Origin of the sequence: Phaeobacter sp. A36a-5a (assembly GCF_037911135.1) — a bacterium.
GTDB lineage: Bacteria > Pseudomonadota > Alphaproteobacteria > Rhodobacterales > Rhodobacteraceae > Phaeobacter > Phaeobacter bryozoorum.
The window spans coordinates 99,860-122,044 of record NZ_JBBLYU010000001.1; the positions used below are offsets into that span (position 1 = coordinate 99,860).

Here is a 22,185-nt window from a genome sequence, read left to right on the forward strand (position 1 = left end):
ATATGAGCCTTGCCCCGCCACCCCTGCGTAATGATTGCTTTGCTCTGCCGGCAGGCGTCGATTGGACACCGGTGGATGACGCGCTGGATCACTTGCGGCGAAATCTCACGGCAGTGACGGCGGCAGAGGTTCTGCCATTGGGGCAGGCTTTGGGGCGGGTTCTGGCTGAGGATGTTTTTGCCGCGCGCAGCAACCCGCCGCAGGCGAACACGGCCGTGGATGGCTACGGGTTTGCGGGTCCCGCCGGAGAGGGGCCGCAGGTGATGCCGCTGAGCGAGGGGCGTGCGGCGGCGGGGCTGGCCCATGAAGGCGAGGTTGCTCCCGGGCAGGCCATCCGCATTCTGACAGGGGCGGCGTTGCCTAGGGGGGTTGATACCGTCATTCTTGAAGAGGACGTAACCTGCGATGGTGCGCAGATTGCTTTTCACGGACCACTTAAACTGGGCGCCAATACTCGCCGGGCTGGCGAAGATGCCGCCGTCGGCGATCGGATCCTGACTAAGGGTCGGGTGGTGACCCCTGCGGATCTGGCGCTGGCCTCTGCCACGGGATTGTCTGAGCTACCGGTGCGGCAAATGCTGCGGGTGGGTGTGCTATCGACGGGAGATGAACTGGTCGAGCCGGGTGAGACGGCTGCGGCAGGGCAGATTTACGATGCCAATCGCCCGATGCTGCTCGCGCTGCTGGCAAAGATGGGGTTCGACGCTGTGGATCTGGGCAAAGCTGCCGACGATCGCGCCGCTCTGCGACGTCGCCTGGACGCTGCGGCTGAGGCGGTGGATGTGATCCTGACAAGTGGTGGTGCCTCTGCCGGGGATGAGGATCATATGTCGGCGCTGCTGCGCGAAAGCGGGGCCATGCAGCAATGGCGGATTGCCCTGAAACCGGGCCGACCGCTGGCGCTGGGGATTTGGCAGGGAACGCCGGTGTTCGGTCTGCCGGGCAATCCGGTGGCCGCGATGGTCTGCACGTTGATCTTTGCCCGCCCTGCGATGGGGCTGATGGCGGGGGCAAGCTGGGCTGAGCCGCAGGGGTTTGATTTGCCAGCCGCCTTTGAGAAACGCAAAAAGCCGGGACGGCGAGAATATTTGCGCGCCCGTGTACGCAACGGTCAGGTTGAGGTCTTCAAATCAGAAGGGTCGGGCCGTGTCAGTTCGCTGAGTTGGGCCGAAGGTCTGGTGGAACTGGCGGATGCCGCTGCGGTGATTCAGCCGGGGGATCCCGTCCGTTTTATTCCCTACGCCAGTTTTGGCATGTAACCGGAGCGCGGGCGGAAACCGTCAGTCAAAGGTGCCAGCGACCCGCCCCAGCAGCATGAAGGCGCGGGCGGTGCGGGTTTCGCCAAGCGATGATATCTCGGCGTCGCTGGCCTCTTGTTCAAATTCCGCCAGCATCTGGTCAAAGCGGCGCAGGAAATGATGTGCGGCATCGCGAAAGATCGGATCCTGTTTCATCCGCGCATTTGTCAGGGCAAGTGAGCTGCGATCCCTCACGCCGCCCAATGCGGCAACGGCGCGACCGCGTGTGCCCTGGGCGAACTGTCGCCAGATCTCTGGTCGGGCCATATCGGGGCGCAGGTCGTCCATGTAGATGCCATCCTGGCTGAGCAGGGTGAGCACATCCTGCGCGGCCTGAATGATCTGGGCGGCTTTGCGGTCCCGCAAGGCAAGGCGCAGGGCGGCAAAGCCTTCCTCGTCTTCGGCGGTTTCAGGAAAATTCAGGGCCCGGATCAATTGCGGAGCAGGCAGCGGGGCTGCAAAATCCTCGGCGGGTGTGCCAAGCGCCAGCAATCCCTGATCGGTCGCGTCGCCGCCCGTCGCCGCGGTGGTGGATATGCCCGGCATGGGTCGATCACGGCGGCTGGTGTGAAATGTCGCGAGGGCGGTTTCCGTCTTGCGGGTCGCGGCGGCAATCTCGTCCAACTTGCGTGTGACGGAGGGTTCTGAGACCGAAGCCGCCTGCTGCGCATGGGCGATATAGGCGTTGCGCATTCCGTCGATGGCAGCGTGCAGGCGCTGCGATTCATCCCGCATCACCTGGGCGGATCGCAGGGCGATAGCACCGACCCAGATCAGGAGGACAGGCAGGACCACAGCGACGATCCGCAGCAGGATATCCGACCATCCCGCCGCAGGCGTCGCGTCAGGCGTACCACCCAGCACGAAAACTGCGACAACCACGAGCAGCCACAACGCGCTCAACGCAAGCGCCGCAGCCTCGATCAGGCCAAAGACCGGTCGTTCCGGCGGCGCGTCGAGGGCGCTGGTGGGCGGCTTTGCAGCGGTGGAACTGGTGCGGGTCATACTGTTGCTCGAAACAGAGGGTGGCGAGAGAGGTTGGCATATGCCGCATGGCGCGGCGGCGAGATGGACATGGCGGGGCGCCGGTGACTGGCGCCGAGCCGGTAATGCGTATCAGGAAAAGACGATCTTGAGGATTTCATAGGCGCGGTCGCCGCCTGGGGTGCGGACCTCGACGCTGTCGCCTTCTTCCTTGCCAATCAGAGCGCGGGCGATCGGGGATTTGATGTTCAGAAGGCCAGCTTCGATATTGGCCTCATGCTCGCCGACGATCTGCCAGGTCTTTTCCTCATCGGTGTCTTCGTCGACGACGGTGACCTTGGCGCCGAATTTGATCGCGCCGGACAGTTTTGCCGGGTTGATCACATCGGCGAGCGACAGGATGCCTTCCAGCTCTTTGATGCGGCCTTCGATGAAGGACTGTTTTTCGCGCGCGGAATGATATTCGGCGTTTTCCGAAAGATCGCCGAGTTCGCGGGCTTCGGCAATGGCCTTGATGATGGCCGGGCGTTCGACCGACTTCAGGGTCTTCAATTCAGCTTCTAGGGCGGCGTGACCCGCGGGGGTCATCGGGATCTTTTCCATGTCTGTGTCCAGATATCGTGTCAGGTTTGGCCACCGGCCGTGGCGGTTCGCGTCTATAGGAAAACCGGTTTGTCCCACTGCCAGACTGACAGCGGGACAAACCGGTTATGTCTTATTTACCTGACCCAATCCTGCCGCCGAATGCAAGAGGGCGGCAGGGGCTGTCCACAGCGATTTCATGCCAACAGGCGGAAAACTCCGCTTTTTTACGCCTGTCCGCTTTGCGCCTGTCCGGGGCGCGGTGTGGCGGCAAACGCGTCATGGACAGGCGGGACGACGGGCGGGCGCCTCGCAGTCCTGCCGTTACGGAGTAAGGTCAGCGAACCTGCGCCGTGGTGGACGTCTTGCCGGTGATGCTGTGACGGGGCACCCGCGGGCGCGGATCCAGTTGCCGCAGCAGCTTTAGCAGACGGCTGTACCCGAGCAGGGTTTCTTCCCGCCCGAAGCATGGCTGTATCACAGGTTGCCGCTTCGAGCGTTCGGCGTCAGGCGTGATGAGGCGCGGAGGCAGGACCGCGCGCGGGCGGCTGGCGTGCCAGAGCAGATCAAGCATCATATTCCACCACCTCGAATTCGATATTGTCGCGGTCGCGGAAGTAGAACCTGCGACCCGGCTCGTAGTCGTGATGCTCACCTGGGGTGAAGCCTGCATCCCGTACACGGGTCTCGACCGTGCTCAGATCATCAACGACGACGGCAATGTGATTGAGCCCTCCGGTGATGCCGTAGCTGATCGGGGCTTTGGCCAGCGGTTCCGGGGGGCAGTAGAGCGCAAGATAACTGTCAGAACCACCGATATGCAGGCTGTAGCCGCCGTTGATAGCCTCGCCCTGCCAGCGAATGCGCCAGCCGAACACATCCTGCATCCAGGCGGCGGTGGCTTCAGGGGAAGAAACGGTGATGTTTGCATGTTCAAGACGTACAGTCATATCAGGCTCCGATGCTTGTCAGTTTGGATCGATTACCTGTAGGCTAATTTCTCAACCTAACTTTAGATCAAGGTTTTTCTTTACCTTGAAGGTGAAGCTGTAAGCCTATTATTTTTCAGTTGATTATCAGGGTGATGGAGGGGTTATGGCAAAGTCAGCTGGCGTGTCGATCGGATATCTTGCGGAGCGAACCGGGCTCGCCGTGTCTGCTATCCGCTATTATGAGTCGCAGGGTCTGGTTGAGCCCTGGCGGAATGCGGGAGGACAACGGCGGTTCCACCGGGCGGACCTGCGGCGGCTGAGTTTTGTGATGATCGCGCAGAAGTTTGGGTTTTCCCTGCCTGAGATCCAGGGGTTTCTGAAGAGCCTGCCGGGTGGGCGCACCCCGACCAAGGCTGACTGGACGCGGCTTTCAGCGCAGTTCCGCGAGCACCTGAACGCCCGAATCGAAACGTTGGAGCGGCTTCGTGACAATCTGGATGGCTGCATCGGCTGTGGCTGCCTGTCGCTGCCCAATTGCAAGTTGTACAATCCGGATGATGCTGCCGCTTCCAAGGGGCAGGGGCCGCGCTATCTGATGGGGGACCGGCCAGCGGATCTGGCCAAAGACGGGAACGGCGCGCCAAATGACGATATTTGACGCACCATTTGTCGCAATTGAGGGTTCTAGATCATCGTAACGTAGAGTTTGGATTGACCAGAGCCTCTGGCACCCGCTAAGCAACCGCGAAAGAAAATTGCGCCAAGGACGCACAGCCTGCACCGGCTGGTCCTGAGCCATAGCCTAAGGAGCCTTCGATGGCCGAGATTGAACGCGAAGCAATGGAATACGACGTTGTGATCGTTGGGGCAGGCCCGGCTGGTCTGTCTGCGGCGATCCGTTTGAAACAGCTGGACAGCGACCTGCAGGTCGTGGTGCTGGAAAAAGGCTCTGAAGTGGGTGCGCATATCCTGTCCGGCGCGGTGCTGGACCCCTGCGGGCTGGATGCACTGATTCCCGACTGGAAAGAAAAAGGCGCGCCACTGAACGTTCCGGTCAAGGACGACAATTTCTACATGCTGGGTGAGGCGGGGCAGATCCGCATCCCGAACTTCCCGATGCCGCCGCTGATGAACAACCATGGCAACTACATCGTCTCGATGGGCAATGTCTGCCGCTGGATGGCTGAGCAGGCAGAAGAGCTGGGCGTCGAGATCTTCCCGGGTATGGCCTGTTCCGAATTGGTCTATGGTGACAATGGCGAAGTCAAAGGCGTGGTTGCCGGTGTCTTTGGTCTGGAATCCGACGGTACCTATGGTCCGAACACCGAGCCGGGGATGGAACTGCACGGCAAATATGTCTTCCTCTCCGAAGGTGTGCGCGGCTCGCTTTCCAAAGAAGTGATTGCCAAATACAGCCTGTCTGACGGCAAGGAGCCGCAGAAATACGGTGTTGGCATGAAAGAGATCTGGGAAATTGATCCTGCCAAGCACAAAGAGGGCTCTGTCACCCACACCATGGGCTGGCCGCTGGGGTCCAACGCGGGTGGCGGTTCCTTTATCTATCACCTCGACAACAATCAGGTTTACGTCGGTTTCGTGGTTCACCTGAACTACAAGAACCCGCATTTGTACCCCTACATGGAATTCCAGCGCTTCAAGCACCATCCGATGGTGGCTGAGCTGCTGAAAGGCGGTAAGCGCGTGGCTTATGGCGCCCGTGCGATCACCGAAGGTGGCTATCAGTCGATGCCGAAGCTGGTCGCCCCCGGCGTGGCGCTCTTGGGTTGCTCGGCTGGCATGGTCAACGTGCCGCGCATCAAGGGCAACCACAACGCCATGCTGTCGGGCAAGGCAGCCGCCGAAGCCGCCTATGACGCGATCAAGGCTGAGCGTTCGGGCGACGAACTTGCCGACTATGAGGTCAGTGTCCGCGACGGCGCGATCGGTGCCGACCTGAAGAAAGTGCGCAACGTCAAACCGATGTGGTCGAAGTGGGGCCTCACCGCCTCGCTGATGCTGGGTGGTCTGGATATGTGGACCAATACGTTGGGCTTTTCGCTGTTTGGCACTTTGGGTCACGGTAAAAATGACGCAGAGGCAACCGAGGAAGCCTCCAAGCACAAACCCATCGACTATCCCAAACCCGATGGTGTGCTGTCGTTTGACCGCCTGACCAACGTTGCCTTTGCGGCGACCAACCACGAAGAGAGCCAGCCCTGCCACCTGCGTCTGAGCAATCTGGACACGCCGATCAGCGTCAACCTGCCAAAGTTCGCGGAGCCTGCGCAGCGCTATTGCCCAGCGGGTGTCTATGAGGTTGTGGAGAAGGACGGTAAGCCGGAGTTCGTGATCAACTTCCAGAACTGCGTCCACTGCAAGACCTGCGACATCAAGGATCCGAGCCAGAATATCACTTGGACCACACCGCAGGGCGGTGACGGGCCGAACTACCCGAATATGTGATCGGTTTCGGCAGGTATTTGCCGGAATAATTGGGGCAGCCTGCGGGCTGCCCCATTGCGTGTTAAGGGGCGGCGTTCTACGCTTTGTGGCGAGGCAGTATTTGACCAGTCACCAACGAGGAGGCCCCCCGTGCCCGTCCCATTCTTTCGCAGCCTGACAAGCGCAGCGGCTCTTGCCGTGGCGACCACCCTGCCGATACTGGTGCAGGCCGATGCGGTGCGTGCAGATGGGCTGGCGGGTGCGTATCTGGCGGCACGGGCTGCTACCCTGGATAGTGATTTCCGCGCCTCCGCGGATTATTACAACCGCGCGCTGGTGCGCGACCCGAAGAACCCGCTGCTCATGGAGCATGTCGTGTTTTCCCGGCTTGCGCTGGGTGATATCAAAGGGGCCGCGCCGGTCGCGACCCGCCTGTCGGAGATGGGCGCGCGCAGTCAGGTCGCCAATATCGTTACCACTGCCAACCTGGTCCTGACCGAGGACTATCAGACCATCATCGAACGCGTGACCTCTCAGCAAGAGGGGCAGTATGAGATCAATGCCCTGGTGGATGGCTTGCTGTTGGGCTGGGCACATCTGGGCGCCGGTTCAGTGTCCGATGCGCTGACACAGTTTGACGTCTTGGGTGAAAAAGAGGGGCTTGGCCTTTTCGCGCGCTATCACCGGGCGCTGGCGCTGGCCTCTGTCGGGGATTACGAGGGGGCGGAGGCCCTGTTTGCTGCCGAGGAGGGCCAGCTGACCAATACCTCGCGTCGGGCGGTGATCGCGCGGCTTGAGATTCTGTCGCAGCTGGGGCGCAATGAACAGGCGCTCGATGTGCTGTCCGACGCCTTCAATGGGCAGCTGGATCCGGGGCTTGCAGCGCTATCCGCACGGCTGAAGGACGGCGAAACCCTTCCCTATACGTTGGCGGCCACGCCGACACAGGGCATTGCCGAAGTGTTCTTCACCATGGGGGCTGCCCTTAATGGTGAAATGGCCGATGACTATGTGCTGATGTATGCCCGTGTCGCAGCTGCCTTGCGCGAAGATCACGTGGACGCATTGTTGCTGGCTGCGGAGCTCTTTGACCAGCTGGGCCGCTACGCCCTGTCGATCGAGCTTTACAAGCAGGTGCCGCGCGAGCATCCGGATTACCACGCCGCAGAACTGGGACGCGCCGAAGCATTGCGTCGCGCCGCCAAACCTGATGCGGCCGCCGAGGTCCTGCAGCAGCTGGCGCGTGATTTCCCGAATGAGGCACCGGTCCACACCAATCTGGGTGATCTGTTGCGGCAGCAGGAGGATTACAGCGGCGCCGTCGCTGCCTATGACACCGCGCTGGGGCTGATGGATGAAAGCGTGGAGGGACGTTGGTTCCTGCTGTATGCCCGTGGCATCTGCCACGAGCGGCTGAAAAATTGGGAGCAGGCAGAGGCGGATTTCCGCGCCGCACTCGAAATTCGCCCGGATCAGCCGCAGGTTCTGAATTATCTCGGCTATTCTCTGGTGGAGAAGCAGATCAAACTGGACGAGGCGCTGTCGATGATCGAACGCGCTGTCGCCGCGCGCCCTGACGCGGGCTATATCGTCGACAGCCTCGGCTGGGTACTCTATCGGCTGGGTCGCTATGAAGAGGCGGTTGGCCATATGGAAACCGCGGTTGAATTGATGCCGGTCGACCCTGTGGTCAACGACCACCTCGGGGATGTTTACTGGGCTGTCGGGCGGGCGCGGGAAGCTGAGTTCCAGTGGAAGCGCGCGCTGTCGTTCATCGACCCCGAAGATACCGACAGTGAAGCCGACCCTGAGCGCATTCGCCGCAAGCTGGAAAGCGGGCTTGATGCCGTTCTTGCCGAAGAGGGTGCGGCGCCGTTGAACGTGGCACATGACGGTTGAGGGATTTGCCCCGGCCAAGATCAATCTGACCCTGCATGTGACCGGCCAGCGCACAGATGGCTATCATCTGCTGGATTCGCTTGTGGTCTTTGCTGACATCGGGGACCGGATCACGGCTGTATCTGCCGACGCCCTGAGCCTGCGGGTGGGGGGCGCCATGGCAAAGGGTGTACCGACCGACAGCTCCAACCTGATGATGAAAGCGGCTGAGCTGTTACAGGTCGAGCGGGGGGCGGAGCTGAGGTTGGATAAGCAGCTGCCACCGGCCTCTGGCATCGGGGGCGGGTCCTCCGATGCGGCGGCGACGTTGCGGGTCCTGTGCGAGCTGTGGCAGGTACCTCTTCCCGGAGTTGCAGAGGTTCTCCCCCTGGGAGCGGATCTGCCGGTTTGCATGGAGCCGGGCGCCCAGCGGATGCGTGGTATCGGTGAGCAGCTGGAGCGGTTGCCAGCCTTGCCCGACTGCACGATTGTTCTGGCCAATCCGGGGGTGTCAGTCGCCACGTCGGCGATTTTTCGTGCGATGGAGAAACGTGACAACCCACCGATGCCCGACAGGCTACCCGTTTGGCAGAGCGCAGAGGAGCTGGCGGCCTGGCTTTCGGGTCAGCGCAACGATCTGCAGGGGGCGGCAATTATGCTCGAGCCTCTGATCGGAGCGGTTCTCGACGCGCTGTCGGGTTTGGCCCCGCTGTTTCACGCGATGTCGGGGTCAGGTGCGACCTGCTACGCGTTATTTGCCGACGAGGCGACGGCAGAGGCGGCGGCTGCCACCTTGCAGGCGGCACATCCTGACTGGTGGGTGCGCGCGGGCCGGTTGCTGGCATGACCGGCGCACAGCCAAAAAAGCCTGCGCAGCGGTGCGGGCCTCTCAGGCGTTAATCCGGTTATTCTTTAGGCCTAGGCAAGGCGGGCGACAACATAGTCGGCCAGATCATGCAGCATCTGGCGGATCGGATCCTCTGGCAGGGAGGTCAAGGCGTCCTGTGCCTTGGCAACCCATTGCATCGCATCGCGGCGGGTCGCGGCCAACGTGTCGTATTTGTCCATCAGGGACAGCGCATGGTCGAGGTCGCCCTCATCCTGACGTCCCTTTTCAATGGTGCGAACCCAGAAGGCGCGCTCTTCTGCGGTGGCCTGTGCAACGGCCTTGATCACCGGCAGGGTCAGCTTGCGTTCGCGGAAATCATCGCCGACGTTTTTTCCCGTCGCGGAGCTATCACCCTGATAATCCAATAGATCGTCGGCAATCTGGAAGGCGATACCAAGCGCATCGCCATAGGCAAACAACGCGTCTACCTGCGCTTCGGGTGCGCCGGCGACGACGCCACCGGCCTGAGTCGCGGCGGAGAACAGCGCTGCTGTCTTGCCGCGCACAACCTGCAGGTACACGGCCCCATCGGTGGCAAGATCGCTGGCCGCAGTCATTTGCAGAACTTCACCCTCGGCAATGGTCGCCGAGGCGTTGGCCAGGATATCGAGCACCCGCAGAGAGCCGGTTTCCACCATCAACTGGAAACTGCGCGCAAAGAGATAGTCGCCGACTAGAACCGAGCTTTTGTTGTCCCACAAGAGATTGGCTGTCGGACGACCGCGGCGCTGTCCGCTTTCGTCAACCACGTCATCATGCAGCAGGGTGGCGGTGTGAATGAATTCAACGGTTGCTGCCAGTTTCACGTGGTTTTCACCGCTGTAGCCACACAGGCGCGCTGCCGCGAGGGTCAGCATCGGGCGCAAACGCTTGCCGCCGGCCTCGACAAGATGGGCCGTTACCTCGGGAATGCGCGGCGCATGTTTCGAGGCCATGCGTGTCTGGATCAGCGTATTGACCGCTGCCATTTCGTCGCTGAGTGTCGCGGCCAGCATGTCATGCGGCTTTTGCGTCAGGATTTGATTCATCGTTTTCCCGCTTGCAAGGCTCGACAAGGCGCAGCCCTTGCCCTTAGATCCATCCCTATGAAGGAACTTTTGCGCAGCACCGACCCAACTGTCATGGCCTTTGCCACCGCCCTTCTTGAGGGTGAGGATATAGACTGCTTTCAAATGGACGTAAATATGAGCATCCTTGAAGGTGGTATCGGGATATTCCCGCGCAGATTGATGGTGCGCAGCGATGATCATGCCGCTGCCGAGCGCGTGATGCGTGACAATGATATTCCGCTGCGCTGATGTCGGGATTTGAGGACAGCGCTCTTAGCCAGGACGCGTTTCTGGGTGCGCGGGTACAGTTGTTGCAACCAAAGCAGGGGTATCGCGCCGGGGTCGACCCTGTCCTGCTGGCCGCAGCCGTTCCTGCACAGCCTGGTGATCGGGTGCTGGAGCTGGGCTGCGGAGGCGGTCCGGCTCTGTTATGTCTGGCTGCGCGGGTCCCGGATCTGGACCTGACCGGGGTCGAGCTTCAGGTCGATTATGCCGATCTGGCGCGACGCAATGCCGCGCTGAACGCAGTCGATATCACGGTCGTCGAGGCTGATCTGGCAGCACTGCCGCTGGATCTGCGCCAGATCCAGTTTGACCATGTCATCGCCAACCCACCCTATTATCGCGCCGGTGCGCACAGTCCGGCGCAGGACGTGGGGCGGCAGATTGCGCTCGGCGGGGCGACGGAGTTGACCGTCTGGTTCGATACCGCCGCGCGACGCCTCACCCATAAGGGATATCTGCACATGATCCAGCGGGCCGATCGCCTGCCGGAAATGCTTGGGGCCTGTCTTGGACGTCTGGGCTCACTTGAGGTGTTGCCATTGGCCGCCCGTGTCGGTCGTGGCGCCGAATTGGTTCTGCTGCGGGCGCGCAAGGGTGGCCGCGCAGGCTTCAGGCTGCATGCGCCGCTGATCCTGCACAACGGTGAAGCACATTTGCGTGACGCCGAAAACTACCAGGCGGAGATCCGGGCTGTTCTTCGTGATGGCCATGGGTTGCCCTGGCCAAGCTGATATTTGCGGGAGACTCGCGGAGAATCGGCTCTCATTCGGCGAGGACATGCCGAAATGACGGTTTCATGACAAAATATATGCTTCTGCAGCGTGACAGAGCAATAATCTTGTGTTCCACTCACTTTGTACGCAACACGCTCAAAGAAGGAGGAATGACATGAGCCTCAGCTCGCATCTGACCGAACTAAAGAAGAAGCACGAGCATCTGAGCATGGAAGTCGAACACGCCCAACGCTCACCCGCGACCGACGGGCTGCGTATCGCGTCGATGAAGAAACAGAAACTGAAACTCAAAGAAGAAATTAAACGTCTCTCGACGGAGGAACTTGCCGTCTGAGAGAGTGGTCTGATCTGAGGTGACCGCAGTCCCGTCGCTGCGGTGCCTGAGGCAGAACCGATTGGTTGTTAGGGGTCATCAGCACGGCTGGTGACCCCTTCTTGTTTCTGGGTCTGGCGCGGGATTTTCTGTTGCGGCCCTTGGGAAGGGATGCGCCGGTAGATGGATGCTTCAGGGCGTCGCATTGGCCCGCGCGGCCAGCAGCGCCCCGCCTGTTATCAGGCAGGCTGCAATCGCCAGCGTCCATGACGCAGGCGCAATTCCTGCAACAACAAGGATCAGTGTTGAAAGCAAAGGTGCTGCATAAGAGCTGGTGCCGAGCAGTTGGATGTCACCCTGTTTCACTCCGATGTCCCAGACATAGAACGCAAGGCCGACCGGCCCCAGACCCAGCGCGACTGTCGCTCCCCAACCGCTGATGCCGACGGGCCAATGGCTTTCTTCCAGCGCGAAATGAAGGCCCCAGGATGCTGCCGCAGTGATCAGGCAGAATACGGCAACCGTGCTGGTGGGGGCTGTCCCCAGGCGTCGCGCAAGCACGGAATATCCCGACCACGTCAGTGCGCAGAGTAGCGCAAGCCCATAGCCGGGCAGTGCCGCGGCATCAAACTCGGCTCCGCCACCGGTGATGATTGTTGCGGCACCGGCGAAGCCGAGGAGGGCCCCCAGCAAATGCCCCGCGCGCAGTGTTTCCCCGGGCAGCAGGCCGGACAACAGCACAATCAGCAATGGCCAGAGATAGGCAATGAGCCCTGCTTCGGCTGCGGGGGCCATCCTCAGCGCGGAGAAGTAAAGCGCATGATAGCCAAAGAGACCGAGGCTGCCGAAGAGATAGACCCGCCATGACACTTGTCGCAGTGCCGTGAGGCCACCACTGCGCCAACACCATATGAGGCCCAATGAGCCGCCGATTGTGAAACACAAGGCGTTCAACAGGAGCGGTGGGGTCGGCGCAGTGCCAACGGTGAGAACAGCCAGTAGCGACCAAAGCAATACCGCGACAAAGCCGGTCGCCGTTGCGCGGTTCCTGGTCATGTGAGACTGTCTACCGACACGATGGTCAGCCCATCTGACACGGCGGCGGTCTTTTCGATTTCGGCCAGGATCCAGTCGCGGAATGCCACGATCTGCGGGCGCGTTTCAGCGCCTTTCTGACAGAGGAAGCTAAATCGGGCCTTGCCGGTTAGCGCCGTTTTGAAGGGGGCAACCAGACGCCCTTCGGCAAGATCCTTTACCACCAGCGCGCGCCGCCCTAAAACCACCCCGGCCCCTGCCAAAGCGGCATCCACCGCGTGGTCGGCGTTGCTGAAGCGGGCGCCATGGGTGGGGTTGAACTCCTCACCCATCAACTTGAACCAGGCGGTCCAGTCGAGCTGCGGTGACATAAAGTTCAGTGAATCGTCGTGGATTAGCGGCGCGTCTTTCAGCGCGGCGACGGTGGGGTAACGCTGCGCGATATCAGGTGTCATGACCGGCATCACCCACTCCACAGGCAGCGGCATTGAATAGACGTCTGGGTATGGGCCGTAGCCAAAACGGATCGCCACATCAACGTCGTCGCGCATCAGATCGACACGGCGCAGGCTGGCCGAGAACCGAAGGTCGATTTCAGGGTGGGCGCGCGCAAACTCGTAAAAGCGCGGCGCCAGCCATTTCGCGGTAAAGGCAGGGCCGGCCGTGACCGTCAGGACCCCATCGTCCTGTAGCCGGATTGCCGCGCGCCAGGCTGCCGTCAGTGCCTGAAACCCATCAGACGTCCCGGGCGCCAGGGCAGCCCCTGCTTCCGTCAGCTCGACGGCGCGGTTCAGGCGGCGGAATACCGGTGTTCCCAAATGCTCTTCCAGGGATTTGATCTGAAATGACAGCGCTGCCGGGGTCACGTTCAACTCCTGTGCCGCACGGGCAAAGGACATATGGCGGGCGGCGGCTTCAAAGGCGCGCAGGGCGGTCAGTGGTGGCAGGCGATCAGACATATGAGATAAGTAATACTTAAGTGAAGTGCTGAAAAGTCTCGTTTGTCTGTTGACACGAAAAGGCGCATATCTTGGTCAAGTTAGCAACACTGATCTGAATGGAGGCCGAAACGATGGAATATTCTGCCAGTGCTACCGTGAAACTCGCCCTGCAACGCGCACATGAGGAGCGCGGCCAGGTCGTACGTGCGCTGTGGGCGCGTATATTTGCACCTCGTCGCGCCACGCGGCTGCGTGCTGGGGTTTCCCGCTGGGCATAGCGCGCATGTCCTTACGGGGTTGGAAAAGGGCCGGCCCAGTGGACCGGCCCTTGCCATCTGTGCTTGGTGCGGTCTTACACGAAGAACTGCGCGCCATTGGCCGAAATGGTGGAGCCGTTGATAAAGCCCGAGTCCTCTGATGCGAGGAAGGTCACGCAGCGAGCAATCTCTTCCGGCTCACCCAGGCGGCCAGCTGGGATCTGGCCAATGATCGACTCGCGGACCTTCTCAGGAACGGCCATCACCATCTCGGTCGCAATATAGCCTGGGCAGATCGCGTTGGCGGTGATGCCCGCCCGCGCCCCTTCCTGGGCCAGAGATTTCACGATGCCGAGGTCGCCTGCTTTGGTCGCGGCATAGTTTACCTGAGCGAACTGGCCTTTCTGACCATTGATCGAGGAGATCACGATCACACGGCCGAACTTGCGTTCGCGCATGCCGGGCCAGATCGGGTGCACGGTGTTGAAGACACCAGTGAGGTTGGTGTCGATCACCTGCTGCCATTGCTCCGGTGTCATCTTGTGGAACGGAGCATCGCGGGTGATGCCTGCATTGGCGACGACGATATCGATCGGGCCGATATCCGCTTCAACCTTGGCGATGCCAGCGGCGCTGTCTTCGTAGCTGGCAACGTCCCACTTGTACGTCTTGATGCCGGTTTCATCGGTAAACTTCGCCGCTGCCTCATCATTACCGGCATAGGTCGCCGCCACAGTATAGCCTTCCGCTTTCAACGCCTGTGAGATTGCAGCGCCGATGCCGCGAGAGCCGCCGGTGACGAGTGCGTTACGTGCCATGGAAAAGTCCTCCGTTATTTGACTTGGTAATCTTGCTACTATTTTGTTTTTGATTGCGCAATTATATTACTCCGTGAATTCGGACGCTGGAGCCGATACGGAGTGCGACGCTGCGTCGCTCTCTTCGACAAAGCTATCGTAAAATGCGCTCCATATAGAAAAGGGCGCCAATCGGGCGCCCTTGATATGGTCAGAATAATGCGCCTCAGGGACGCTCCACGCACATGGCAACGCCCATACCGCCGCCGATGCAAAGCGTGGCGAGGCCTTTCTTGGCACCCCGCCGCTTCATTTCAAACAGCAGCGTATTGAGGACGCGGCAGCCGGAGGCACCAATCGGGTGACCAATTGCGATTGCGCCACCGTTGACGTTGACGATTGCCGGATCCCAGCCCATGTCCTTGTTCACGGCGCAGGCCTGCGCTGCGAAGGCTTCGTTGGCCTCAACCAGATCGAGGTCATCCACGGACCAGCCGGCTTTCTCCAGTGCCTTGCGCGAGGCGTAGATCGGACCAACGCCCATGATGGAGGGGTCCAGACCTGCGGTGGCATAGGAGGCGATCCGGGCCAGCGGTTCGATACCCCGCTTTTCGGCGTCATCGGCGCTCATCAACAGGGTGGCCGCGGCGCCGTCGTTCAGGCCTGAGGCATTGGCGGCTGTGACCGAACCGTCCTTGGTGAAGGCGGGGCGCAGCTTCTGCATGGCCTCGATGGTGGCACCGTGGCGGATGTATTCGTCCTGATCCACAATGATGTCGCCCTTGCGGGTCTTGACGGTGAAGGCTGCGATTTCATCGGCGAATTTGCCTGCCTTCTGTGCCGCTTCGGCCTTGTTCTGGCTGGCAACGGCAAATTCATCCTGCATGTCACGGGAGATCTGCCATTTCTCGGCAACATTCTCCGCAGTCTGGCCCATGTGGTAGCCGTTGAAGGCATCCCAAAGGCCATCGCGGATCATGGTATCAATATAGCTCATATCGCCCATTTTGTGCCCGGCGCGCAGATTGGCGGCATGGGGCGAGAGGGTCATGTTTTCCTGACCGCCCGCACAGACGATGGCCGCGTCACCGAGTTGGATGTGCTGGGCGCCAAGTGCCACGGCACGCAGACCGGAACCGCAGACCTGATTGATCCCCCAGGCTGCCGATTCCTGTGGCAGGCCGGCATTGATATGGGCCTGGCGAGCGGGATTCTGACCCTGTGCCGCCGTCAGCACCTGACCCAGAATGGTTTCGGAAACTTCGGATTTGTCTATCCCGGCACGTTCAACTACAGCCTCCAGCACTGCGGCGCCAAGATCATGGGCGGGGGTATTGGCGAATGCGCCACCAAAGCTGCCGACGGCGGTGCGCGCGGCGGATGCAATTACTACATTGGTCATCAGTTAGGGTCCTCTGCCATTCATAGTCCCGGGAGGCCAACCGCGCAGTCCGCATTTCGCAGCCGCAGCAACCGGGATCCCCCTGCCTTTTTTTAAAGGCCGTGTGTTTCGCTGCAATTGCAGCACGTGCAAGGTGTCCCACAGGGAGAGCCTGTGTCAATCAATACTATGGCACATATTCTGAGGCAGGTCCGGTCGTTTGCCAAGCGATCATTCCCGACAGGAATTCGCCCTTACGTTGCGCGGCAGGTATCTGGCGCAAAGATGCGCGAATTCACCCATAAGGCAACGTGCTGTGAGGTCAGGATGCGCGACTGTTCCTGCGCAGCTCTTCCAGCCATGGCGGGCTGACCGAGGGGGCGCCGAACAAATAGCCCTGCAGGCAGTCCACACCGACGGAGATCAGGAACTCGGCGTCAGCTGGGCTTTCGACGGATTCCGCAACCACCAGCATATCGAATTGCTTGGCGATCCCTACCAGCGCGCGGACAACAGCCTGATTGTCGTGGTTGGCATGAATGTTACGGATGTACTGCCCGTCAATCTTCACCGCATCAAAGAAGAACTGCCGGAAATAGCTGACGGCCGTTGCCCCGGCGCCGAAGTTATCAAGCGCAAAGGCGATACCGTGTTTCTGCATCCGGTCCATGAAGTCGATGACCAACTCGGGCGCAGCCATGGCAGAGGCCTCGGTGATTTCCAGCACCAGCCTTTCGCCTGCGGCGGCATCTTTCTTCAGATGTTTTTCAAGGACACGCATCCAGCGCTGATAGCCGATCGAGCGCGCGGACATATTGACGGAGAGGCGGATATTGGGGCTGCGGGCAAGTGCCTTCAGGCCATGTTCGAGCGCAAGACAGTCCAGTTCACGCCCGGTTTCCTTATCCTCGACCAGCGGCATGAATTCGCGCGCAGGTATCACGCGACCCGTTGAATCGAGAACCCGGATATACCCCTCGTAAAAGGCAACCCCCTGTGGCGGCATAGCCTGTATGATGGGCTGATAGGCAAGCATCGTCTGGTTGTGGCGAATCGCGTCGCTGACCATGTCGAGAGTCGACCGATCACGCGATACAACCGCAGAGGTCAGCGGGTTATCGCCGCCTTCTGGCATGTCGGCCATGACCTTTTGCTTCTTCTTCACGGGTATATCCCTTGGCGCTGGGGTGGTCTGATCAATATGGATCAGACCGGACCTTGGCGCAAAAGCGTTGAGCTAGGATTAAGGCGACAATTTTACCCAAATTGAGAGCTGCACTCAGGTCTTGTCAAAGCCAGCGCTGCCGATGTCCTCAGGATGACGTTGCAAATGCTTTGCGCGGATTGTGTCGGAGCTGTCGCGGCTGCCGTCATGGCTGTAGCCCGGCGGGGCAACCGCATATAGCAACCGCTGCCTGACCGTCAGCCCGGGTTGGGTCACATCCTTGAAGATGCTGACCCATTCGTGGAAGGCGACACGCAGTGGGTTGAAGGTGCCGATGTTGTGAACCAGGCCGTAATCCGGGCGGTCGTGATCCTGTTCGGGTACGAATGTGCCGAACATCTTGTCCCAGATGATAAAGACGCCAGCATAGTTGCAATCAAGATAGCGCGGATTGCGGCCGTGGTGGGCGCGGTGATGGCTGGGTGTGTTCATCACGGCCTCAAACCAGCGCGGCATCCGGCCGATGGCCTCGGTGTGGATCCAGAACTGGTAGACCAGATTGATGCCTCCGACAAACAGCACCATGGCAGGATGGAAGCCCAGGAGAACCAGCGGCGCGCGCACCACCATCATAAAGGTGAATGTGCCCGTCCAGGTCTGCCGCAGAGCGGTGGTGAGGTTGTAGTGCTGGCTTGAGTGATGATTGACATGGCTGGCCCAGACCCAGCGCACCCGGTGGCCAAAGCGATGCACCCAGTAGTAGCGTAGGTCGTCCAGGACGAAGCACAGAACGATCACCCAGACCGATGTGCCCAGGTCCAACGGCGTGATCTGCCACAAAAGCATGAAGAAGGCCCAGGCGATGAAGCCAAGCGCAATGCCTGACGCCACGCTACCGGCGCCCATAACAAGAGATGTGACGGCGTCGCGGGTTTCATATCGCCCGCCACGTCCCTTGATGGCGATCCAGAGGAACTCAGCCAGAATCGCGGCGATGAAGAAAGGGACCGCCCACTGGGTGACATCAGGGTACGAAATCGTATCAGGCATGTGTCTGTCCTTCTGTCTGCGCTGTCACGGTCGGTGTGATTGGCGCGCTGTGGTCGCCCATGATGCGCCGTCGCCAATCTTTTCGCTCGGCATCCGACAGGTGGAGCACCACGGAGGGGGTAGCAAAATCGGCGAACCGCAGCTTCAGGCCCTTGGGGTGATCCAATAGTCGCACCCCGGCAAGTGGCCGGGCGATGGTATCGGCGCCAAAACACCAGACCAGACCAAGCCCGAGATCGGTTTCAATCAGGGCCGCCTGACCAAGAGTGCTTGGCCATGTGTTCAGGATTTGAGTATCGGGATCATGACGAGACCAGGCCTTGGCGGCGGTGTCTCGCGTCATCAGAACCGGAGCGGACCGCCCGGTGACATGAAGCAGTATAGCTATGACAACAATGCCGATCAGCACCATCGCCACCAAGATTTCCAGCGGCATCACGTCCTCCCTGCCGCTCAGATTGGCGGCAGGGTGACGGCTCTGTCAAAGGTGGCGTTGGGTCAAGCTCCGAAAGATGCCAGCTATCTGGCCACCGCCCGCGCACGCCCGGGAAAGCTGCTGCACTGCGGTACGGCCGCGGGTCTTCTTAATGAGCGTCAATCAGTCATTCTGCGTCGATCAGAGTTTGCAGGATTGCCTTGGCACTGTCGGAGTTCCACTCTGCATCGCCACGCAGGCGGCCGATTTCATTGCCGTCGCGATCGAGGATCATTGTCATCGGTAGGCCAAACACGGCCATTTCCTTGGCCAGCGCACCCTTTGGATCCTGATGGCGGGGCAGATTGGTGATGCCCGTTTCATCAAAGAACTTCTGAATCCCGGCGGGCGAGTTGCGGCCGGTGGCCAGGGTCAGGACCTCAAAATCCTCACCGCCAAATTCACTTTGAAGTTCGGACAGCATCGGCATTTCTTTCCGGCAGGGAGCGCACCAGGTGGCCCAGAAGTTCAGCAGGACAACCTTGCCTTCATAATCGGCAAGCGAGGCGCTGCCCTTGCCGTCTTCCAGTTCAAAGCTGTTGCTGGAGGTCGGTTTTGCTTCCGGGTGGAGGATCAGACGGCGCATGTCACCTTCGCGGAGCTCGGAAAGGGCTGCGGGGTCCGCGGCAAAGGCGGCATTTGCACCGAGGGCAAGGGCCATATAAAGGGTTAGCTGACGAAACAGACGCATATTATCTCCGGGGTTCCACACCATGACAGATCAATCCTCGAACCAGATGTGGGGCGGCCGCTTTGCCGCTGGCCCGGACGCGATCATGGAGGCGATCAATGCCTCGATCGGGTTCGACAAGCGGATGGCAGCGCAGGACATTGCCGGCTCCAGGGCCCATGCGGCGATGTTGGCCGCGACAGGTGTCATTACGGATAATGATGCCGAGGCCATTCGGGAAGGGCTGCTCACCGTATTGTCAGAGATCGAGGGCGGAACCTTCCAGTATTCCACCGCACTGGAAGACATCCATATGAACGTGGAGGCCCGCCTGAAAGAGATCATCGGTGAGCCTGCGGGCCGCCTGCACACGGGCCGGAGCCGCAACGACCAGGTGGCAACCGACTTTAAACTCTGGGTGCGCGACCAGCTGGACGCCGCCGAAAGCGGCCTCTTGGCGCTGATCCGCGCGCTTCTGTCGCAGGCGGAGGCTGGTGCCGATTGGGTGATGCCGGGCTTTACCCATCTGCAGACCGCGCAACCGGTCACCTGGGGCCACCACATGATGGCCTATGTCGAGATGTTCGGCCGCGACCTCAGCCGCGTGCGCGACGCCCGCGCGCGGATGAACGAATCGCCGCTGGGCGCGGCAGCGCTGGCCGGGACCTCCTTCCCGATTGACCGGGAAATGACCGCCAAGGCGCTGGGCTTCGACCGCCCGGCGGCAAACTCGCTGGATGCGGTCTCTGACCGTGACTTCGCGCTGGAGTTCCTGTCCTGCGCCTCGATCAGCGCCATGCACCTCTCCCGCTTTGCCGAGGAGCTGGTGATCTGGTCCTCCGCCCAATTCCGTTTCGTGACGCTCAGCGATCGTTTCTCCACCGGCTCGTCGATCATGCCGCAGAAGAAGAACCCGGACGCGGCTGAGCTGATCCGCGCCAAGGTGGGCCGGATTTTTGGCGCCAACACCGCGCTGATGATGGTGATGAAGGGGCTGCCGCTCACCTATTCCAAGGACATGCAGGAAGACAAGGAACAGGTCTTTGACGCTGCCGACAACTGGATGCTGGCGCTGGCGGCGATGGAAGGCATGGTCAAGGACATGACCGGCAATCGCGAGTCACTGGCCGCTGCGGCAGGCTCCGGCTTCTCCACCGCCACAGACCTGGCCGACTGGCTGGTTAGGGTGTTGAAGGTGCCGTTCCGCGATGCGCACCACGTGACCGGCACCCTGGTGGCGATGGCCGAAAAGCGCGGCTGCGACCTGCCGGACCTCGCGCTCGCGGATATGCAGGGCGTGCATGCAGGCATCACCGAGGACATCTTCACTGTGCTTGGCGTCGAAAACTCGGTAAACTCGCGCATGTCTTACGGCGGCACCGCACCCGCCCAGGTGCGCGCGCAGGTGGCCCGCTGGCAGAGCCTCCTGGCGGACTGATAGCAGGGCGGTTGCGGTTAAGCGGTGATGTGCCGGTTCAATCGCAACCGCCCAGATCGAAAGGGATCAATATGCAGAAAACCGTTCTGATCCTGGGTATTCTGGTGGCCTGCGTGGGTCTTGCGGCCTGCGGGGTCGACGGAGAGCCGGTACGACCCTCGCTCAATGCCGGAGTTGGCGTGTCCAGCAGCGGCGTCCACGCGGGCGGCAGCCTTGGCCTGCACAAAGGGCCACTCAGCGTCTATCTGGGCGTCTGACCCTGAGCGGAATCATTTGATCCGCGCCCCGGTTCTGGTCTAAGCGCGATCTATGGATCATTTTCTCTATCGTGACGGCGCTCTCTACGCCGAAGATGTGCCGGTGGCCGAGATCGCGGCTGCTGTGGGCACTCCGTTTTACCTGTATTCAACGGCGACACTGCTGCGCCATTTCCACCTCTTTGATGATGCGCTGAAGGAGATGGATCATCTGGTCTGCTACGCAATGAAGGCAGCCAGCAATCAGGCGATCCTGAAAACGCTGGCACAGGCCGGCGCCGGCATGGATGTGGTCAGCAAGGGCGAATATCTGCGCGCCAAGGCGGCCGGGGTTCCCGGTGACAAGATTGTGTTTTCGGGCGTCGGCAAGACCGAGGACGAGATCCGAACCGCCCTGAGCGGTGGTATCCGTCAGTTCAATGTCGAATCCGAGCCGGAAATGGACGTGATCAACGCGGTTGCGCAGGAACTGGGCGTTGTGGCGCCGATCACTGTACGCGTGAACCCGGATGTCGATGCAAAGACTCACGCCAAGATCGCGACGGGCAAGTCTGAGAATAAATTCGGCATTCCGATTGCGCGGGCGCGGGAAGTCTATGCCCGTGCCGCCAGCCTGCCAGGGCTGAAGGTGATCGGCATTGACGTACATATCGGCTCGCAGCTGACCGAACTGGCCCCGTTCGAGCTGGCCTATCAGAAAGTGGCGGAACTGACCGAGCAGCTGCGCGCTGATGGTCATGAGATTCACCGTCTCGACCTTGGCGGTGGCCTTGGTATTCCCTACACCCGCTCGAACGATACGCCACCGTTGCCGGTTGAATACGGCGCTATGGTACAGCGCACCTTGGGGCATCTTGGGTGTGAGATCGAAATCGAACCGGGGCGTCTGATTGCCGGCAATGCCGGCATCATGGTGAGCAAGGTGATCTATGTGAAATCCGGCGAGGACCGGGATTTCCTGATCATCGACGGCGCCATGAATGATCTGATCCGCCCCGCCATGTATGAGGCGCATCACGAGATTGTTCCGGTGATCGAAGCCGACGCCGGAGTGGAGCAGCGTCCATATGATATCGTTGGACCGGTCTGCGAAACTGGCGATACCTTTGCGCGCCATCGCGATATGCCGCCCCTGGAAGCGGGGGATCTGGTGGCTTTCCGCAGTGCTGGCGCCTATGGCGCAGTGATGTCGAGCGAATATAACTCGCGCCCGTTGATCCCTGAAGTGCTGGTCAATGGGGATCAATTCGCGGTTATCCGCCGACGTCCGGACTTTGACGAAATGATAAACCGCGATACCATCCCGGAGTGGCTCTGACGGGTACCGCGACAT

At 60.8% G+C, this 22,185-nt stretch carries 24 protein-coding genes; 11 read left to right on the forward strand and 13 right to left on the reverse strand.

Annotated elements, in window-relative coordinates; translation table 11 throughout:
- Positions 1-2 precede the first annotated feature (2 nt).
- On the forward strand, positions 3-1,259 hold the full coding sequence (locus WLQ66_RS00470; RefSeq protein WP_340544251.1) for a molybdopterin-binding protein: 1,257 nt from the start codon (positions 3-5) through the stop codon (positions 1,257-1,259).
- 21 nt (positions 1,260-1,280) lie between these two features.
- Here the strand turns inward: WLQ66_RS00470 and WLQ66_RS00475 are convergent, their stop codons facing one another.
- The 4 genes from WLQ66_RS00475 to WLQ66_RS00490 all read right to left on the reverse strand — a co-directional run bounded on the left by WLQ66_RS00475 (position 1,281) and on the right by WLQ66_RS00490 (position 3,814).
- Positions 1,281-2,303 carry a hypothetical protein gene (locus WLQ66_RS00475; protein ID WP_340544252.1) on the reverse strand — a complete coding sequence of 341 codons (1,023 nt, stop codon included), beginning with the start codon at positions 2,301-2,303 and terminating at the stop codon, positions 1,281-1,283.
- Positions 2,304-2,414: 111 nt separating this feature from the next.
- Complete coding sequence (gene greA, locus WLQ66_RS00480; protein WP_340544253.1) at positions 2,415-2,885, reverse strand: transcription elongation factor GreA; 471 nt, start codon at positions 2,883-2,885, stop codon at positions 2,415-2,417.
- A 316-nt stretch (positions 2,886-3,201) separates the two neighbouring features.
- Positions 3,202-3,441, reverse strand: coding sequence for a hypothetical protein (locus tag WLQ66_RS00485; protein WP_340544254.1), 240 nt, complete (start codon positions 3,439-3,441; stop codon positions 3,202-3,204).
- The gene (locus tag WLQ66_RS00490) at positions 3,431-3,814 is read right to left on the reverse strand and encodes a VOC family protein (protein ID WP_340544255.1); all 384 of its coding nucleotides are present in this window, start codon (positions 3,812-3,814) and stop codon (positions 3,431-3,433) included. Before WLQ66_RS00490 ends, WLQ66_RS00485 begins: the two co-directional genes overlap by 11 nt.
- Positions 3,815-3,959: 145 nt before the next feature.
- Between WLQ66_RS00490 and soxR the strand changes: the two genes are divergently transcribed.
- From soxR to WLQ66_RS00510, 4 genes are all read left to right on the forward strand, one after another.
- A complete protein-coding gene (gene soxR, locus WLQ66_RS00495; RefSeq protein ID WP_340544256.1) occupies positions 3,960-4,454 on the forward strand; it encodes a redox-sensitive transcriptional activator SoxR in 495 nt (164 codons plus the stop codon).
- Between the two features lie 158 nt (positions 4,455-4,612).
- Complete coding sequence (locus WLQ66_RS00500) at positions 4,613-6,259, forward strand: electron transfer flavoprotein-ubiquinone oxidoreductase (protein ID WP_340544257.1); 1,647 nt, start codon at positions 4,613-4,615, stop codon at positions 6,257-6,259.
- A gap of 129 nt (positions 6,260-6,388) precedes the next feature.
- Positions 6,389-8,137: a tetratricopeptide repeat protein gene (locus tag WLQ66_RS00505; RefSeq protein ID WP_340544258.1), complete on the forward strand. Its 1,749-nt coding sequence runs from the start codon at positions 6,389-6,391 to the stop codon at positions 8,135-8,137.
- Positions 8,127-8,963 carry a 4-(cytidine 5'-diphospho)-2-C-methyl-D-erythritol kinase gene (locus tag WLQ66_RS00510; RefSeq protein ID WP_340544259.1) on the forward strand — a complete coding sequence of 279 codons (837 nt, stop codon included), beginning with the start codon at positions 8,127-8,129 and terminating at the stop codon, positions 8,961-8,963. Before WLQ66_RS00505 ends, WLQ66_RS00510 begins: the two co-directional genes overlap by 11 nt.
- Before the next feature lie 71 nt (positions 8,964-9,034).
- Here WLQ66_RS00510 and WLQ66_RS00515 read toward each other — a convergent pair whose 3' ends face one another.
- Positions 9,035-10,033, reverse strand: a complete 999-nt coding sequence (locus WLQ66_RS00515) for a polyprenyl synthetase family protein (RefSeq protein WP_340544260.1) — start codon at positions 10,031-10,033, stop codon at positions 9,035-9,037.
- A gap of 57 nt (positions 10,034-10,090) precedes the next feature.
- On the opposite strand from WLQ66_RS00515, the gene WLQ66_RS00520 reads away from it, so the two are divergent.
- The 3 genes from WLQ66_RS00520 (at position 10,091) to WLQ66_RS00530 (ending at position 11,407) form a co-directional block, all read left to right on the forward strand.
- Positions 10,091-10,303, forward strand: coding sequence for a putative signal transducing protein (locus WLQ66_RS00520; protein ID WP_340544262.1), 213 nt, complete (start codon positions 10,091-10,093; stop codon positions 10,301-10,303).
- Positions 10,303-11,070 carry a tRNA1(Val) (adenine(37)-N6)-methyltransferase gene (locus tag WLQ66_RS00525; RefSeq protein ID WP_340544263.1) on the forward strand — a complete coding sequence of 256 codons (768 nt, stop codon included), beginning with the start codon at positions 10,303-10,305 and terminating at the stop codon, positions 11,068-11,070. Before WLQ66_RS00520 ends, WLQ66_RS00525 begins: the two co-directional genes overlap by 1 nt.
- Before the next feature lie 157 nt (positions 11,071-11,227).
- A complete protein-coding gene (locus tag WLQ66_RS00530; RefSeq protein WP_340544264.1) occupies positions 11,228-11,407 on the forward strand; it encodes a YdcH family protein in 180 nt (59 codons plus the stop codon).
- Positions 11,408-11,578: 171 nt separating this feature from the next.
- Here the strand turns inward: WLQ66_RS00530 and yddG are convergent, their stop codons facing one another.
- From yddG to WLQ66_RS00570, 8 genes are all read right to left on the reverse strand, one after another.
- The gene (gene yddG, locus WLQ66_RS00535) at positions 11,579-12,442 is read right to left on the reverse strand and encodes an aromatic amino acid exporter YddG (RefSeq protein ID WP_340544265.1); all 864 of its coding nucleotides are present in this window, start codon (positions 12,440-12,442) and stop codon (positions 11,579-11,581) included.
- A complete protein-coding gene (locus tag WLQ66_RS00540) occupies positions 12,439-13,380 on the reverse strand; it encodes a transcriptional regulator GcvA (protein WP_340544266.1) in 942 nt (313 codons plus the stop codon). Before WLQ66_RS00540 ends, yddG begins: the two co-directional genes overlap by 4 nt.
- A gap of 334 nt (positions 13,381-13,714) precedes the next feature.
- The gene (gene phbB / locus WLQ66_RS00545) at positions 13,715-14,437 is read right to left on the reverse strand and encodes an acetoacetyl-CoA reductase (RefSeq protein ID WP_340544268.1); all 723 of its coding nucleotides are present in this window, start codon (positions 14,435-14,437) and stop codon (positions 13,715-13,717) included.
- Positions 14,438-14,642: 205 nt separating this feature from the next.
- Positions 14,643-15,818: an acetyl-CoA C-acetyltransferase gene (locus WLQ66_RS00550; RefSeq protein WP_340544269.1), complete on the reverse strand. Its 1,176-nt coding sequence runs from the start codon at positions 15,816-15,818 to the stop codon at positions 14,643-14,645.
- A gap of 301 nt (positions 15,819-16,119) precedes the next feature.
- Positions 16,120-16,941 carry an EAL domain-containing protein gene (locus WLQ66_RS00555; RefSeq protein ID WP_340546272.1) on the reverse strand — a complete coding sequence of 274 codons (822 nt, stop codon included), beginning with the start codon at positions 16,939-16,941 and terminating at the stop codon, positions 16,120-16,122.
- A 135-nt stretch (positions 16,942-17,076) separates the two neighbouring features.
- On the reverse strand, positions 17,077-18,012 hold the full coding sequence (locus WLQ66_RS00560) for a sterol desaturase family protein (RefSeq protein ID WP_340544270.1): 936 nt from the start codon (positions 18,010-18,012) through the stop codon (positions 17,077-17,079).
- Positions 18,005-18,448 carry a hypothetical protein gene (locus WLQ66_RS00565; RefSeq protein WP_340544272.1) on the reverse strand — a complete coding sequence of 148 codons (444 nt, stop codon included), beginning with the start codon at positions 18,446-18,448 and terminating at the stop codon, positions 18,005-18,007. Before WLQ66_RS00565 ends, WLQ66_RS00560 begins: the two co-directional genes overlap by 8 nt.
- Positions 18,449-18,614: 166 nt before the next feature.
- Positions 18,615-19,202 carry a TlpA disulfide reductase family protein gene (locus WLQ66_RS00570; protein ID WP_340544275.1) on the reverse strand — a complete coding sequence of 196 codons (588 nt, stop codon included), beginning with the start codon at positions 19,200-19,202 and terminating at the stop codon, positions 18,615-18,617.
- Between WLQ66_RS00570 and argH the strand changes: the two genes are divergently transcribed.
- The 3 genes from argH to lysA all read left to right on the forward strand — a co-directional run bounded on the left by argH (position 19,201) and on the right by lysA (position 22,170).
- A complete protein-coding gene (gene argH, locus WLQ66_RS00575; protein ID WP_340544276.1) occupies positions 19,201-20,595 on the forward strand; it encodes an argininosuccinate lyase in 1,395 nt (464 codons plus the stop codon). The genes WLQ66_RS00570 and argH overlap by 2 nt on opposite strands.
- A gap of 71 nt (positions 20,596-20,666) precedes the next feature.
- Positions 20,667-20,852 (forward strand): hypothetical protein, encoded by a 186-nt coding sequence (locus tag WLQ66_RS00580; protein WP_340544277.1) that lies wholly within the window; start codon positions 20,667-20,669, stop codon positions 20,850-20,852.
- Positions 20,853-20,904: 52 nt separating this feature from the next.
- A complete protein-coding gene (lysA, locus tag WLQ66_RS00585; protein ID WP_340544278.1) occupies positions 20,905-22,170 on the forward strand; it encodes a diaminopimelate decarboxylase in 1,266 nt (421 codons plus the stop codon).
- Positions 22,171-22,185 lie beyond the last annotated feature (15 nt).